This is a genomic window from Corynebacterium sp. 212_CJEI (assembly GCF_001055915.1).
Lineage (GTDB): Bacteria > Actinomycetota > Actinomycetes > Mycobacteriales > Mycobacteriaceae > Corynebacterium > Corynebacterium jeikeium_D.
The window spans coordinates 1-15,147 of sequence record NZ_JVPT01000010.1 but is presented as its reverse complement, the minus strand read 5'-3'; the positions used below and the strand labels follow the sequence as shown (position 1 = coordinate 15,147).

Annotated in this window: 11 protein-coding genes and 2 tRNA genes; 11 read left to right on the top strand and 2 right to left on the bottom strand. The window is 58.5% G+C overall.

Going from position 1 to position 15,147, the window contains the following annotated elements; translation table 11 throughout:
- The first annotated feature begins 283 nt into the window (after window positions 1-283).
- The 7 genes from dnaA to ADB02_RS00975 all read left to right on the top strand — a co-directional run bounded on the left by dnaA (window position 284) and on the right by ADB02_RS00975 (window position 10,915).
- Window positions 284-2,032, top strand: a complete 1,749-nt coding sequence (gene dnaA, locus ADB02_RS01005; RefSeq protein WP_049189411.1) for a chromosomal replication initiator protein DnaA — start codon at window positions 284-286, stop codon at window positions 2,030-2,032.
- Window positions 2,033-2,534: 502 nt separating this feature from the next.
- A complete protein-coding gene (dnaN, locus tag ADB02_RS01000) occupies window positions 2,535-3,725 on the top strand; it encodes a DNA polymerase III subunit beta (protein ID WP_048731377.1) in 1,191 nt (396 codons plus the stop codon).
- A 9-nt stretch (window positions 3,726-3,734) separates the two neighbouring features.
- Entirely contained in the window at window positions 3,735-4,934 is a 1,200-nt protein-coding gene (recF, locus tag ADB02_RS00995) for a DNA replication/repair protein RecF (RefSeq protein WP_048731375.1), read from the top strand.
- Between the two features lie 5 nt (window positions 4,935-4,939).
- Entirely contained in the window at window positions 4,940-5,602 is a 663-nt protein-coding gene (locus ADB02_RS00990; protein WP_049170117.1) for a DUF721 domain-containing protein, read from the top strand.
- Window positions 5,603-5,891: 289 nt separating this feature from the next.
- A complete protein-coding gene (gene gyrB, locus ADB02_RS00985) occupies window positions 5,892-7,931 on the top strand; it encodes a DNA topoisomerase (ATP-hydrolyzing) subunit B (RefSeq protein ID WP_016421743.1) in 2,040 nt (679 codons plus the stop codon).
- Window positions 7,932-8,027: 96 nt separating this feature from the next.
- The gene (locus tag ADB02_RS00980; RefSeq protein WP_049189410.1) at window positions 8,028-8,915 is read left to right on the top strand and encodes an alpha/beta fold hydrolase; all 888 of its coding nucleotides are present in this window, start codon (window positions 8,028-8,030) and stop codon (window positions 8,913-8,915) included.
- Between the two features lie 47 nt (window positions 8,916-8,962).
- Entirely contained in the window at window positions 8,963-10,915 is a 1,953-nt protein-coding gene (locus ADB02_RS00975) for an alkaline phosphatase family protein (protein ID WP_049189409.1), read from the top strand.
- A gap of 13 nt (window positions 10,916-10,928) precedes the next feature.
- Here the strand turns inward: ADB02_RS00975 and ADB02_RS00970 are convergent, their stop codons facing one another.
- Together ADB02_RS00970 and ADB02_RS00965 are read right to left on the bottom strand one after the other, a co-directional pair.
- Window positions 10,929-11,267, bottom strand: a complete 339-nt coding sequence (locus ADB02_RS00970; RefSeq protein WP_049170123.1) for a hypothetical protein — start codon at window positions 11,265-11,267, stop codon at window positions 10,929-10,931.
- Window positions 11,264-11,491 carry a hypothetical protein gene (locus tag ADB02_RS00965; protein ID WP_049189408.1) on the bottom strand — a complete coding sequence of 76 codons (228 nt, stop codon included), beginning with the start codon at window positions 11,489-11,491 and terminating at the stop codon, window positions 11,264-11,266. The genes ADB02_RS00970 and ADB02_RS00965 overlap by 4 nt, the downstream gene beginning before the upstream one ends.
- Window positions 11,492-11,747: 256 nt before the next feature.
- On the opposite strand from ADB02_RS00965, the gene gyrA reads away from it, so the two are divergent.
- The 4 genes from gyrA (at window position 11,748) to ADB02_RS00945 (ending at window position 14,982) form a co-directional block, all read left to right on the top strand.
- Window positions 11,748-14,264, top strand: coding sequence for a DNA gyrase subunit A (gene gyrA / locus ADB02_RS00960; RefSeq protein WP_241482363.1), 2,517 nt, complete (start codon window positions 11,748-11,750; stop codon window positions 14,262-14,264).
- 4 nt (window positions 14,265-14,268) lie between these two features.
- Window positions 14,269-14,601: a DUF3566 domain-containing protein gene (locus tag ADB02_RS00955; RefSeq protein WP_049189406.1), complete on the top strand. Its 333-nt coding sequence runs from the start codon at window positions 14,269-14,271 to the stop codon at window positions 14,599-14,601.
- A 203-nt stretch (window positions 14,602-14,804) separates the two neighbouring features.
- A tRNA-Ile gene (locus ADB02_RS00950) sits at window positions 14,805-14,878 on the top strand.
- A 31-nt stretch (window positions 14,879-14,909) separates the two neighbouring features.
- Window positions 14,910-14,982 (top strand) — tRNA-Ala (locus ADB02_RS00945).
- Window positions 14,983-15,147 lie beyond the last annotated feature (165 nt).

The following is a 15,147-nucleotide window of genomic DNA, read 5'->3' as shown; positions in this document are numbered from 1 at the left end:
ACCTAGGTAAACGCAGACTAGGGGGCTATTTTTCATTGTGGGCAAACTGTGGATAAACTGTTAGTCAATTAGCGACAAGGTTTATCCACAGGTGTGGACAAACATGTGGAAGTCCTGCTCGGGGCGTATAGCACCTTGTGTAGAAACACCCCACAGGGCGAATTACAAGAAATAGCCCCCAAATGGGCAGATATGGCGCTCTCGCCATGCCAAAAACACTCCACAAAAACAGGTCGCCTCGATAAATTTGATGAACGTAAACATGTAAAAGGACATTCACACAGTGAGCGAACAACCAGAATTGCCAGGTGGACTCTGGGAGCAGGTCGTTTCTATCCTGACTTCACCAGAAGGTGTGCCGGAGTTGGGCATTGCACCACTACGCCCGCCACACAAGGCACTGCTGCGGTCAGTGACGCACACTGGTGACTTTCCAGGTTTTTTCCTGCTCAGCACTCAATCGCCAGTGGTGCAGGCGCTGGTAAAAGAAGAGCTCAAAGGCATTATCGAGGCCGTCTTAGCTTCGCTGACCGGCGAGGAGTTGGAAACAGTCATCACCGTTGCCGATCCTGCTGACGACGCTGAAGATAGCCAGGCAGCAGAGACCACTCAACCATCTGCACAGCACTCGGGGCAGATGCCATCTGCAGCTTCGCGTCCGCAGCAGGCTCAGCGTCAACAGCCAAACCAGCAGCACCAGCAGCAATCTGGCCGCAACTACCCGTTCCCCAGTGCAGATACGAACGACTTCAATCTCCACGAGCAGCACCAGGGATCGACGCAGACGCCACAGGTGTCGCAGACGCACCAGCCGAATGTCCATAATCAGCAGAGTGCCCAGTCACAACGCCGATCGATGGACGCCGTAGATTCGATGGCCCAGGGGCTTTCGCACTCATCTGCCGAGAATCCAATGACTATTGCTGATCAGCGCCAGGTCACAAGTCCTTTCCGCTCCGAGAGCCACGGCACTCCAACCGAGATGAGCATGCCTTTCGAGGAGCCCACCCTCAACCCGAACTACACCTTCGAGACCTTCGTTATTGGTCCGCAGAATAAGTTCGCCGCTGCAGCCGCCGTCGCTGTTGCGGAGTCTCCGGGGCGCACCTACAACCCGCTGTTTATCTCCGGCGGTTCGGGTCTTGGCAAGACGCACCTGCTCCACGGCATTGGTCACTACGCCAAGCATTTGTACCCTAACCTGCGGGTTCGTTACGTTTCCTCGGAAGAGTTCACCAACGACTTCATTAATTCCGTGCGTGACGACGCCCAGGAATCCTTCAAGCGTCGCTACCGCGATTTGGACATGCTCATCATCGATGACATCCAGTTCTTGGAGGGCAAGGAAGGTACACAGGAAGAGTTCTTCCATACGTTCAATGCCCTGCACCAGTCCAATCACCAAATTGTGCTGTCGTCGGACCGCCCACCACGCGAGCTTAAGACCCTGGAGGATCGCCTTCGTACCCGCTTCCAGTGGGGGCTCAATCCGGATCTGCAATACCCGGACTTGGAGACGCGAATCGCAATTCTGTCGAAGAAGGCACAGCTGTCTGATTTGGTCGTTCCGCATGATGTACTCCAGTACATCGCGGAGAACACCTCGTCTTCTATTCGTGAGCTCGAGGGGCGTCTCCTGCAGATTAGTGCTCACGCATCCATGATTCATGAGCCTGTGACCTTGAAGTTTGCGCAGGAGATCCTCGGTGCCGACGAAATCGAGGTGCAGATTACCCCGGAGATCATCATCTCCACCACGGCTGAGTACTTCGACTTAACGGTTGCGGATTTGGTGGGCCCGGGTAAGACTCGCCCGGTCGCTCATGCACGCCAGATCGCGATGTACCTGACGAGATCCTTCACCGAACTTTCGTTGCCGTCGATTGGCCGGGAGTTCGGAAATCGTGACCATTCGACGGTTTTGCACGCTGAACGCAAGATTGTTAAGGAAATTCAGGAGAAAAAGCCCTCAAAGGACCAGGTCAACGACCTGACTACACGCATTCGTGACCGAGCTCGCGGCACGGCTTAAAAACCTTGGGCTCGGCGTGCGGAATTCTTGTTATTAACTGCGGTTTTTCCGTGCACAGAGCTGTGGACAACTCGTAAATTTTGTGGATGAAAGATGAAGCCCGAACACTATCCACAGACACCCCAAGTTATCCACAGTTAGACGCACTGGTTATCCACAGCTCGAAACCAGTGAAGACCAGCGGGAATCATGTAATTTCACAATGTGCACACCCCCTATTACTACTCCCGACTTTAAAAATCTCTAGAAACTTCTAGATAAAAGGGGGCCTGCGCACAACCTCGGGCAAACAACCTCTGGCGCACAACTTCATAAATGCCAAGAACGAGTAAGAACTACGATCAAGCACTAGACGGACTACAAGAATCCCAGTGAGGTCTTTGGCAGTCTGCAGTAGAGTTGTACGATGGAATCTTTGTAACTCCAGTCATGTGCGCTGACATAGCGTGCTGACAACACAAAAGACGGCTAATAACAGACATCCAATACCGGTGGAGGAACGATGGAGCAGACCGAAGTCCGTATTCGCGCGGCTAAGGACGATCTCGCGGGTGCGGTGAGCTGGGTTGCTCGTAACCTGCCTGCACGCCCGACTCAGCCGATTCTGCGTGGCATGATTTTTCTCGCGGATGACAATGGTCTGCAGCTCGCTGGCTATGACTACGAGGTCTCGACTCAGATTCGTATTAGCGCAGAGGTCGATGAGCCCGGTCGCTTCGCCGTCAATGGAAAGTTGGTTTCTGACATTGTCTCTAAGCTGCCGAATAAGCAGGTAGAGATGCACTTTGATGGCACGAAGGTCATCGTTCGCTGTGGTTCTTCCCGCTTCGAACTGCCAAGTCTGACCTTGGAGGATTACCCGCAGCTACCAGAAGCTCCGGCTGCTACCGGCACTGTCGATGCCGCTCTGTTGGCTGAGGCTATTGGTCAGGTCGCTATCGCTGCCGGCAAGGATGAGTCGCTGCCGATGCTGACCGGCATCCGGATGGAAACCGAAGGTAACGAGGTCACTCTCGCTGCCACCGACCGTTTCCGCCTGGCGGTTCGCAGTTTCGAGTGGGAGCAGATCCCGGAGGGGGAGACCAAGCTGCTCATCCCGGCAAAGACCTTCGCGGAGACTGCCCGCACTCTCGATACCACTTCCAGCGAGCCAGTGACCTTGGCATTCGGCGACGGATCTGATGATCGTGAGGTCGGCTCCGAAGGTCTGCTGGCTATCCTCGCCGATCCTCGTCGCACTACCACGCGACTGCTGGACGCCGAGTTCCCGAAGTTCCGTCCGCTGCTGCCGAAGCAGCATTCCTCCATGGCTGTTGCTCGTGTTGACCAGCTGCAGGATGCCATCCGTCGTGTGTCCCTGATGGCGGATCACGGTGCGCAGATTCGCATGGACTTCTCCGATGGCCAGGTTGTCCTTTCCGCTCATGGCGACGAGGTCGGTCACGCAGAAGAGACTGTGGCCTGCAACTTCTATGGGGAACCACTTCTGATCGCCTTCAACCCGCAGTACCTGCTCGAGGGGCTCAGCGCTGTTCGCTCCCACCGCGTTCTGCTGGGCTTTACGCAGCCGTCGCGTCCCGCGATTCTCATTCCAGAGCCGGAAGCTATCCCGGAGCTCGGTGAGGACGGCTTCTACCCAACGCCGGAGACCGACTTCACTTACCTGCTGATGCCTGTGCGCCTGCCGGGCTAGTTTGCGGCTATGCACATTCGGTATTTGTCCTTGCGGGACTTCCGCTCCTGGCCGGAGTTGGAAGTCGAGTTCACGCCTGGAATTACCGTATTTACCGGGCAAAATGGCTACGGCAAGACCAATATTGTCGAGGCCGTTGGATATCTCTCCACGCTCGGCTCGCATCGAGTGTCTACGGATGCTCCGCTGGTTCGTTCGGGGACCCCGTCGGCACGCATTTCGGCGACGGCGGTCAATGATGGCCGCGAGCTGACGGCGCATCTGCTCATCAATCCGCATCGCGCGAATCAGGCGCAGATCAATCGCACGCGGCTGAAGTCTCCGCGGGAGCTGCTGGGGATCGTTAAGTCGGTCTTTTTCTCGCCCGAGGATCTCACGCTGGTCAAGGGCGAGCCCGCTTCCCGTCGCCGATACATCGATGATTTGCTCGCTTTACGACGGCCACTGTCCGCCGGTATCCGCATTCAATATGACAAGATTTTGCGTCAGAAGAATGCGCTGCTGAAGTCGGCGGGCTCGACGCTGCGCCGTGGCTATTCTTCCTCGGAGGGGCAGGCCGCACTGAGCACGCTGGATACCTGGGATGCGCAATTGGCGCAGGTGGGAGCGGCTTTAATGGCTGCGCGCATGGATTTGATCGCCGAGCTTTCCGAGCATGTCAGCGAGGCCTATGCCACGCTTGCCCCGCACTCGCGCCCAGCCACGATTGCCTATGCGCCGAAGGTCGACAGTCTGGATGGCGGGCCATTGCCCAGCGAACCGGAGCTGCTCGAGGCACTGCTGCTGACGAAGATGGCGGAGCGCCGCACCGCGGAGATTGAGCGCGGTTCCTGTCTCGTTGGTCCGCATCGCGATGATCTCAACCTCATTCTCGGCAATGACCCCGCCAAGGGCTTCGCTAGCCACGGCGAGACCTGGTCTTTTGCACTCGCGCTGCGTCTCGGCGCGTACTTTTTGCTCCGTGCCGATGGGCCCGACCCGATCTTGGTGCTTGACGACGTGTTTGCGGAGCTCGACCGGCATCGTCGGGAAGCTCTCATGGAAATCGCGCAGCAGGCTGAGCAGGTGTTGATCACCTCGGCGGTGGGGGAGGAGTTGCCTCAGGCACTGGTCGAGGATTCTTCTGTCACTCATCACACGGTGACGGTGGCGCAGACTGAGCAGGGGCGAATCTCACTGCTGGATGAAAACCCAGTCGCGGAAGAGTGACGGGTATGGTCGAGAACATGGAGCCGGATAACTCACCGGAAGAAGAAAAGGACCTGATTAGCGACGCTTTCTTCCGCATGCGCGATGCCGCTAAGGAGGGCGGTCACAAGTTACCGAATCTCCAGCGGCCACCGAAGAAGAAGGGCTCGTGGTCTGGCCTCGATAGCCGTGTGCCTGTGAAGGCCGCGGAGGGGATTGTTGCGGACGTCGATAAGCAGCGGGCAGCGCAAGCAGTGGTGCGAGATCGTGCCGGTACGGTGATTTCGCCGAGCCTATTGAAGGAGGCGGGGATTCGGCTGTACCGGAAATATGACCGTCGACCTGCGCCGATTGGTGCGGTGCTGAATAAGGCAGTAGTTGATCGCGGCTGGCAGATCCACATTGCCCACGGTGTGATTATGACGGAGTGGGATTCGATGGTCGGCAAGGTTGTTGCGGAACACTCCCAGGTGAAGGAGTTCAAGGACGGCACTTTGGTGGTCGAGTGCCAATCGACAGCATGGGCAACACAGCTGCGGCTAGCGCAGCGACAGGTTTTGAAGTCGATTGCGGAACGCGTCGGCGATGGGGTGGTTGAGGAAATTAAGGTGCTGGGGCCAAAAGCGCCGAATTGGCGCAAGGGCAAATTGCACATCGAGGGCCGAGGACCGCGTGATACTTACGGGTAAAGGTCGGTAAACGGTCTACGATTAGCCGTCGGTATGCGTAAAACTGCGAAATTTGGTCCTTTGAGCGCATCGGCTATATCCACAGTAGGGGACTACGTTGGGGTAAGATGGGCAGGAGAATACCGGCAGGCGGTTCTTGAGACGTTATCGACTTCCAAACTAGCCAGACCTATCTAGTAGTCCTAGGTGGTTCTGGCTGGCGCTGATAGCGCTTGACCGCCGGCCTATTTTTCGCGCGCTGACGAATGTTGCGCGGGGAGAGAACCAAGAATAGGAGACGCGCCGAACCGTGGCTGCTACCGAACATCAATATGACGCCTCATCGATTACCATCCTCGAGGGCCTCGAGGCCGTGCGTAAGCGGCCGGGTATGTACATTGGCTCGACTGGTGAGCGTGGTTTGCACCACCTGGTGTGGGAGGTTGTAGACAACTCCGTCGACGAGGCGATGGCGGGTTACGCCACCGATGTTGAGGTCACTCTGCTGGAAGACGGCGGCGTTCAGGTCCGCGATAACGGCCGTGGTATTCCTGTCGAAATGCACCCGTCGGGTATGCCGACGGTGCAGGTGGTTATGACTCAGCTGCACGCCGGCGGCAAGTTTGACTCCGAGTCCTACGCTGTCTCCGGTGGTCTGCACGGTGTGGGTATTTCGGTGGTTAACGCGCTGTCGACGCGCATGGAAACCGAGGTCATCCGCGATGGCTATACCTGGTACCAGAACTTCGACCAGGCTGTTCCGGAAGAAATTATCCGAGGTAAGAAGACTCGTGGTTCGGGTACCACGCAGCGTTTCTGGCCGGATCCGGAGATTTTTGAGACCACCGATTTCAAGTTCGACACCATTTCTCGCCGCCTGCGCGAGATGGCGTTTTTGAACAAGGGCCTGACCATCACGTTGGTGGACAAGCGTGTCTCCGAGGAGGAGCTCGAGGCTGAGGCTCTGGCGGAGCAGGCGGAGACCGAATCCGCTGAAATCGCCAAGGATGCGGTTGAGGAGCAGAAGGAGAAGGCAGAGAAGACCACCAAGCCGAAGGAGCGCCGCAAGGTCTTCCACTACCCGAATGGTCTGCGGGACTATGTCGAGACTCTGAACAAGTCGAAGAACATCATCCACCCGACCATCATTTCCTTCGATGCTGCAGGTGACGGCCATGAGGTCGAGATTGCCATGCAGTGGAACTCGGGTTACTCCGAGTCGGTGCACACCTTCGCCAACACCATTAACACCATTGAGGGTGGCACGCACGAAGAGGGCTTCCGTTCTGCGTTGACATCGCTGATGAACCGCTATGCGCGTGAGCACCGCCTGTTGAAGGAGAAGGAAAACAACCTCTCCGGCGAGGACTGCCGTGAAGGTCTCGCTGCCGTGATTTCGGTGAAGGTCGCCGATCCGCAGTTCGAGGGCCAGACGAAGACGAAGCTGGGTAACACCGAGGTGCGTTCCTTCGTCCAGCGCATGACTAATGAGCACATCGGTCACTGGCTGGAGGCCAATCCGGCTGAGGCCAAGGCCATTGTTAACAAGGCCATTGCTTCGGCGCATGCCCGTCAGGCGGCTCGTAAGGCCCGTGACCTGGTACGTCGTAAGTCCGCGACCGATCTTGGCGGTCTTCCGGGTAAGTTGGCGGACTGCCGTTCGAAGGATCCGAAGCAGTCCGAGCTGTTCATCGTGGAGGGTGACTCCGCAGGTGGTTCTGCAAAGGCAGGCCGAAACTCGCTGTTCCAGGCCATTTTGCCGCTGCGCGGTAAGATCTTGAACGTCGAGAAGGCGCGCCTGGATAAGACTCTGAAGAATAACGAGGTCCAGGCCATTATTACGGCGCTGGGCACCGGTATTCACGACGAATTCGACATCGAGAAGCTGCGCTACCACAAGATTGTGCTGATGGCCGACGCCGACGTCGATGGTCAGCACATTGCCACGCTGCTACTGACGCTGCTGTTCCGTCTGATGCGTCCGCTGATTGATGAAGGGCACGTCTACCTCGCCCAGCCGCCGCTGTACAAGCTCAAGTGGGCCAAGGGTGAGCCGGGCTACGCCTACTCCGATGCTGAGCGCGATCAGCTGCTGGAAGAGGGGCTGGCTGCCAACCGCAAGATCAACAAGGACGATGGTGTTCAGCGTTACAAGGGTCTCGGTGAGATGAACGCCGCTGAGCTGTGGGATACCACCATGGATCCGGATCACCGCGTGCTGCGTAAGGTCGCCCTCGAAGACGCGCAGAAGGCCGATGAACTGTTCACCATTCTGATGGGCGATGACGTCGCTTCACGACGTTCGTTCATCACCCGTAATGCGAAGGACGTTCGCTTCCTCGACGTTTAAGCCGGTACCTGGTTTTAGTTTTCGCCTTGTCGGTTCCCCTGACAAAACCTCAGTTCAGCCATTAATGTTTATGAAATGGAAGATACTCGGGGAAGCATGGTCAACGGGGAACCGCCAGTCGAGCCACGTATTGTGCAGGAGACTTTGCCAGATGGCTCCGTGACCCCGATGGCGCTTCGGTTTCCCGAAGGTTCGCCTCGGGGCATTGTCGTTATTTGGCCGGGCTTTGGCATGGGTGCTCGCTACTACCGGCCGATTGCCCAAGAGTTACAGCGTCGAGGTTTTTGCGTCCTGACCTCGGAGTTGCGCGGCCAGGGTAACCAGACTGCGGTGGCCACCCGCCGTCACAATTGGGGCTACCAGGATCTCGCATCGGTGGATTACCCGCTGGCCGTGGCGCGGGCTCGCAAGGAGTTTGATCACCTCGCGGCAGGGGAGAGCACAGGGGAGAAGCTACCCGTCTACTTGCTGTGTCATTCCATGGGCGGTCAGATTGCCTCGCTGTATCTGGCCCGACCGGAAGCGGACGTGGCCGGCGTAGTGATGGTCGGCTCCGGTACTCCGCACTACAACTGTTTTACTGGCAACGAGTACAAGCGGCTTCGCTACGGTGCACCGTTTATGCAGGTGGTGTCCCAGATCCTGGGCTATTGGCCAGCGGGCAGGCTTGATTTGGCCGGCTATGGCCGCCAGGCTCGTAACCATGTGGTGGAGTGGGCGCGGTTCTCGCGCACGGGTCTTCTGCGACCGCGCGGTGCGGATATCGACTACGCCGCTGAGATGCCGAAGGTGACCACCCCGGCGCTGCTGCTGAACTGTGGTGGTGACCGTGACTGCCCGGAGGCTTCCGCACAGGCGCTGGCACGGATGCTGCCGAATTCGGCAAAGTACGAGTTCATTGAGCAGCGGCTGGGCCACAATCGCTGGGCGCGTGAGCCACAGGCTGTGGTTGACCGTCTAGAGCAGTTTATTGAGGAAATTTAAACCGCAATTTTCCAGCTGGTAATCTGCGCTTCTTAACGTAGATGCCTATGGCAACTTCACCTAAAAATATATCTGAATTTTCCCGTCGGCACTTCCTGCAGACCGCCGCAGGAGTCGGTGCTGTCACCGCTGCGAGCACGCTGCTGCCGCCATCATTGCGCCATGCACTCGCGCAGCCCCGACCGGCTGGCTCCCTCGACCAGGTTGAGCACGTTGTCGTGTTGATGCAGGAAAACCGCTCTTTTGATCACTACTTCGGCACTCTCCGAGGTGTGCGGGGGTACAACGACAATTCCGCTTTGCCGGGCGTTTTCAACCAGAGTGGGGTCAGTCCATACCTGATTCGCAACGCCGCTAATCGCGGTGATCTCTCGGTGGAGTACATTGCAAGTTTGCCGCACGGTTGGGAAGACGGGCAGGTTGCACTAAACGGCGGCCGCTGTAACGGCTGGATCGAGGCTAAGGGCAAAGGCACGATGGCCTGCTATGACCGTCAGGACATCGCGTTCCAATTCGCACTCGCAGAGACATTCACTATCTGTGATGGCTACTTTTCTTCAATGCCTACGTCGACAAGCCCGAACCGCAACTACCTGTTTTCGGGTGATACCCGAAAGGAACCGTGGGGGACTGGAGCGGTTGGCAATGCGGCGTACGAGCCGACGCACCCGGGGTACAGGTGGCGCACGTATGCCGAGGATCTCTCGGCGGCTGGGGTGCCATGGCGCGTCTACCAGGAGTGGGATAACTACACGGACAACAACCTGGATTTCTTCGCCGCGTTTCGAAATATTGGCCGCAAGGTCATTCGTGAGGCCGGGCTGCCTGGTCGCGACATGACGGGCTTCCACGAGAAGCTGCTGGAACTGGGTGATGGCACGCCGCCAACTGCAGAGCAGCAGCAGATGGTCGACCGCCTGAATGCCGCTGTGGAGAAGCTGCCTGAGGCGGAACGGGATCTCTATGATCGCGCGCTGCACCGCCGCCAGCCGGGCACGCTAACCGACGCTTTCCGACGGGATGTTGAATCTGGGGAGCTGCCAAAGGTGTCCTGGATTGTGCCTTCGGCCGCGGAAAGCGAGCACCCGGGAGCGTCCTCGCCGATTCAGTCGGCGAATATCACTTACCGCCTGTTGGATGCGTTGGCCTCCAACCCGGAGGTGTGGGCCAAGACCGTCTTCCTGATTAACTTTGACGAGTTTGATGGTTACTTCGACCATGTGGTGCCGCCGCTGCCGCCGAAGAATGAGCCGGGGGAGTGGTACCTGGGCAAGCCGAAGGGGCTCGGGTTCCGTGTCCCGATGACTGTCATTTCACCGTGGTCGGTGGGTGGTTTGGTGTCCTCAGAGGTCTTCGATCACACTTCGGTGATCCGTTTCCTGGAGCAAGTCACCGGCGTGAGCTGCGGAAATATCACTGATTGGCGTCGTCGGGTATGTGGTGATTTGGTATCCACACTGGACTTCTCGGCGTCTACGGGAATGCAGCTTCCAGAGCAGCCGGGACCAGCGCCGGAGTTTGTGAAGCGCTGGGAGGCGGAGCCGGCCGGTGACTATCCTGTGCAGGAGTCCGAGCAGGCGACCGCGCTGCCGACACCGTACCGGCTGCACGCCTACCTCAAAGGCGGCAATCTTGTGCTGGTCAATGACGGTTCCCGTGAGGCTGTTTTCGCTGTTTACAGTGGCAATAAGGTGGAGCATCACACGGTGCTCGGTACGTTAGAGCTGCGAATTGGACTCCTGGAGCGCGAACTTACCGTGTGCGGCCCGGACCGCTTCCTGCGTGTATTCAGCAAGACGGCGAAAGAGTTGCCGGAGGTCACTTTGGAGCACGCGGCGGGACGTGTTCTAGTTGGCGGGCAGGACCGGACGGCTGATTATGTCCGTGATGGTTGGTACGAGGTTGAGCTGGCTGAAGGTGAGGCCACGGCGTATTACACGGGCCGGCTGGAGTCCGGCAATCGCATTCCGACCAGCCCGTTTACCCGAAAGAGTGACTAGGCCCTGTCCCCGGCTAAGTGCCGCCTTTGACCAGATCCCACGTCTCTGCGAATGACAGCTCTTCGCCGTTGGTGGTGAGGAGTATGTGTGCAAGTAGTGCGCCCAGTGCGGTGTTGCCAAAACTTAGTGGTTTCACGTGAAACGTTGCGTAAGCGACCGCCTGCGCTGCCGCAGAAATCGCGGGAAAGCTACGGTGACCAGCAATGACTCCTGAGCTGGCGGCGACAATAGCGCTGATTGTCCACGGCCTCGCAAGTGTAGCGTCGGCCAATTCCGGCACTGTGGCCACCAGTTCATCGGTAGCCGCCAGGATAGCGGCCTCGCTGAGAGGCTGAATCTGGGGCGCGCTCATTCTTGTACTCCGCGGGGCCTTGGGGAGCTCAACTTTCGCAGCAGCGCCATGTCAGTATCAATTACGCTTGCCGTAATTTCCCGAGCCTGACCTTGCTGAAGGGCTCTCGCTGCGGCGGATTCGATGGCGCGAATGGCGGCCTCGTGTTTAGACACGCCCTCCATGTGCGCCAGCAGCGCCAGAGCGGTGTCCTGTTCTTTCGTGAGTCTCAAGGTCATCGCCATCGCATTTGCTCCTTGCTGCCTAGCTTGTGCCGTCTTATTCGTCTCTACTAGGCCTAAAACCCAGATTTGATACCACAATGGTATCGAAAAGTTGCACACGGCGTCGTAAAGCGGGCTCTAAAGCCCTGTAGAATGGATGCGAACCTCTTTTAAGTAAAGGAAGCAGTCATTGAGCGACGATAACAACAACGACGGCTCATCCTTCGGAAGTGGAGTATTGGGCCACCAGGTTCGCCCGATCGACATCAATGAAGAGATGCAGTCGAGCTATATCGACTACGCCATGAGCGTGATTGTGGGCCGTGCGCTGCCGGAGATTCGTGATGGTCTCAAGCCGGTGCACCGCCGCATTCTCTACGCCATGTTCGACAACGGCTACCGCCCGGAGCGCGGTTATGTGAAGTCCGCAAAGCCGGTTTCGGACACGATGGGTAACTACCACCCGCACGGCGACAGCGCTATTTACGACACCATGGTGCGCATGGCGCAGCCGTGGTCCATGCGCTATCCGCTTGTCGACGGTCAGGGTAACTTCGGCTCCCGCGGTGACGACGGCCCCGCAGCTATGCGTTACACGGAGGCCCGTCTGACGCCGTTGGCCATGGAAATGGTGCGCGACATTCGCGAAAACACCGTCGATTTCCAACCGAACTATGACGGTCGTACGACAGAGCCTGTTATTCTGCCGTCGCGTGTCCCGCAGCTGTTGATGAACGGCTCCGGCGGTATTGCCGTCGGTATGGCCACCAACATCCCGCCGCACAACCTGCGTGAGGTCGCGGATGCCATCAACTGGTGCCTGGACAACCCGGATGCGGATGAAAAGACCACGCTGGATGCGGTCATGGAACGCATCAAGGGCCCGGATTTCCCAACTGCCGCCCAGATTGTCGGCGACAAGGGCATCAAGGAGGCCTACACCACCGGCCGTGGCTCGATTCGCATGCGCGGTGTGACCTCGATTGAGCAGGAGGGCACTCGTCAGTCGATTGTCATCACTGAGCTGCCATACCAGGTCAACCCGGACCGCATGATTGCCAACATCGCAGATCAGGTCAAGGATGGTCGTCTACAGGGCATTGCCTCCATTGATGACGAATCCGATCTGAAGTGGGGCATGCGCATCGTCGTCAAGCTCAAGCGCGACGCCGTGCCGCGTGTGGTGCTGAACAACCTGTACAAGCACTCCCAGCTGCAGACCAGCTTCGGTGCGAACATGCTCGCCATCGTCGACGGTGTGCCGCGTACGCTGCGCATTGACCAGATGGTGACGCTGTACGTCGCCCACCAGATTGAGGTCATTGTCCGACGGACCCAGTTCCGCCTGGACGAGAAGGAAAAGCGTGCCCATATCCTGCGTGGTCTGGTCAAGGCCCTGGATATGTTGGACGAGGTCATCGCCCTGATTCGCCGGTCTGCCACGGTCGATACCGCGCGCACGGGCTTGATGGGTCTGCTCGACATCGACGAGATTCAGGCTGACGCCATTTTGGCGATGCAGCTGCGTCGCCTGGCTGCTCTGGAGCGCCAGAAGATTATTGACGAGTTGGCTGAGATCGAGCTCGAGATCGCCGACCTGAAGGACATCCTGGCCAAGCCGGAGCGTCAGCGCGCCATCGTTAAGGAAGAGCTGGGCGAGGTCGTGGAGAAGTACGGCGATGACCGTCGTACCCAGATCGTGGCCGCTGAGGGCGACGTCACCGAAGAGGACCTCATCGCCCGCGAAAACGTGGTCGTGACCATTACCTCCACGGGCTACGCCAAGCGCACCAAGGTCGATGCCTACAAGGCACAGCGCCGTGGTGGCAAGGGCGTACGCGGCGCGGACCTGAAGCAGGACGACATCGTCCGCCACTTCTTCGTCTGCTCCACGCACGACTGGATTCTGTTCTTCACCAACAAGGGGCGCGTCTACCGTCTCAAAGCCTACGAACTGCCGGAGGCCACTCGCGCCGCCCGCGGTCAGCATGTCGCCAACCTGCTGGAATTCCAGCCGGAAGAGCGCATCGCCGAGGTGCTGCAGATTCAGAGCTACCAGGACAGCCCGTACCTGGTGCTGGCCACCAGCGAAGGCAAGGTCAAGAAGTCCCGCCTGGAGGACTACGAGTCTGCTCGCTCCGCTGGCCTGATTGCCATCAACCTGCGCGAAGGCGACTCCCTCATCGGTGCTCGTCTGTGCTCTGCTGACGATGACCTGCTGCTCGTCTCTGAGCGTGGCCAGGCCATCCGCTTTACGGCTTCCGACGACGCGCTGCGCCCGATGGGCCGCGCCACCGCCGGTGTCCAGGGCATGCGCTTCAAGGGCGACGACAAGCTGCTCAGCATGGTCGTGGTCGAGGAAGAGCACAACCTGCTGGTCGCCACGACCGGCGGCTTCGGCAAGAAGACCAAGCTCAGCGAGTACACCCCGCAGAACCGCGGCGGTATGGGCGTGCTGACGCTCAAGTACGACCCGAAGCGTGGACCGCTGATGGGTGCCCTGGTGGTCGACAACGACGACGAAATCTTCGCTGTCACCTCCGCCGGCGACATCATCCGCACCAACGTCAACGAGATTCGCGCCACCTCGCGTGCCACTAAGGGCGTGCGCCTGGTCAACCTCGCTGACGGCGTGGAACTGCTGGCTATCGACCGCAACGTCGAGGATGAGGGCGAAGAGACCGCTTCTAAGGTCTCTGAGGCCGGAACCTTGGACGTAGTCCCGAAGCGCACCGGCGCGACCAAGAGCACCGGTGCCGCTGAGTCCGGTGACTCGGAGGCGGAGAAGGAGTAAGCGTATGGCCGAAACTAACTTGGTAGTCGACAAGGTGAGCCCCTGGTCCGCCATGCGCATTACGGCGGCCACTGGTTTCATTGGCTTCCTCGTCTGGCTTGCCGCGGTTGGCCTGCTCTACCTCTTGCTCTCCGGGATGGGATTGCTCGCTCCGATTAGTGAAATGGTCGGCGGGGAGGATTCCATCAGCGCGGGTCTCGTCCTTGGCCTGGCGGCCGCTGTAGGAGCGCTGTGGTGGGTGCTGTCGATTGGGCTCATGGCCCTCGGCGCGGTCATCTACAACGCTTGCGGCGGTCTCGTCGGAGGTCTCAAGATTTCGCTTGCCGACGACGACTAGGCTGCCTAGCCTCCCGCTGGCCCCGGTGTCACCCCCGTTCGGTGGCCCCGGGGCCGCGTTGGTTCAGAGGTGTTTTCAGTGATCTGGTTATGGAGTAGCCGTAATGACTACTTAATGACTGCTTTTTAACTCAATATTTAGGCCTCTGACCAGGCGATTTGTGAAGTGTCATGGTTACGGGTTAAGTTATATCTCGTTCCACGGGGCCTATAGCTCAGGCGGTTAGAGCACTTCGCTGATAACGAAGGGGTCGGAGGTTCAAGTCCTCCTAGGCCCACTGCCGAACAAGGTATAATTGCTCGGTGTACGGGGCTTTAGCTCAATTGGTAGAGCACCTGCTTTGCAAGCAGGAGGTCAGGGGTTCGATTCCCCTAAGCTCCACAAGGAACAAAATCCCCCGGTCGTAAGGCCGGGGGATTTTTGCGTTTTGGGGATGTAGAAGGGGAGGGGGCAAGAACGCCGAGTTACTGACTGCGTTTATGACAAAAATGGCGTGAAAAATGGCTGGTAGGGTCAGGCGGTCATTGCATCATGGATAACACCAGA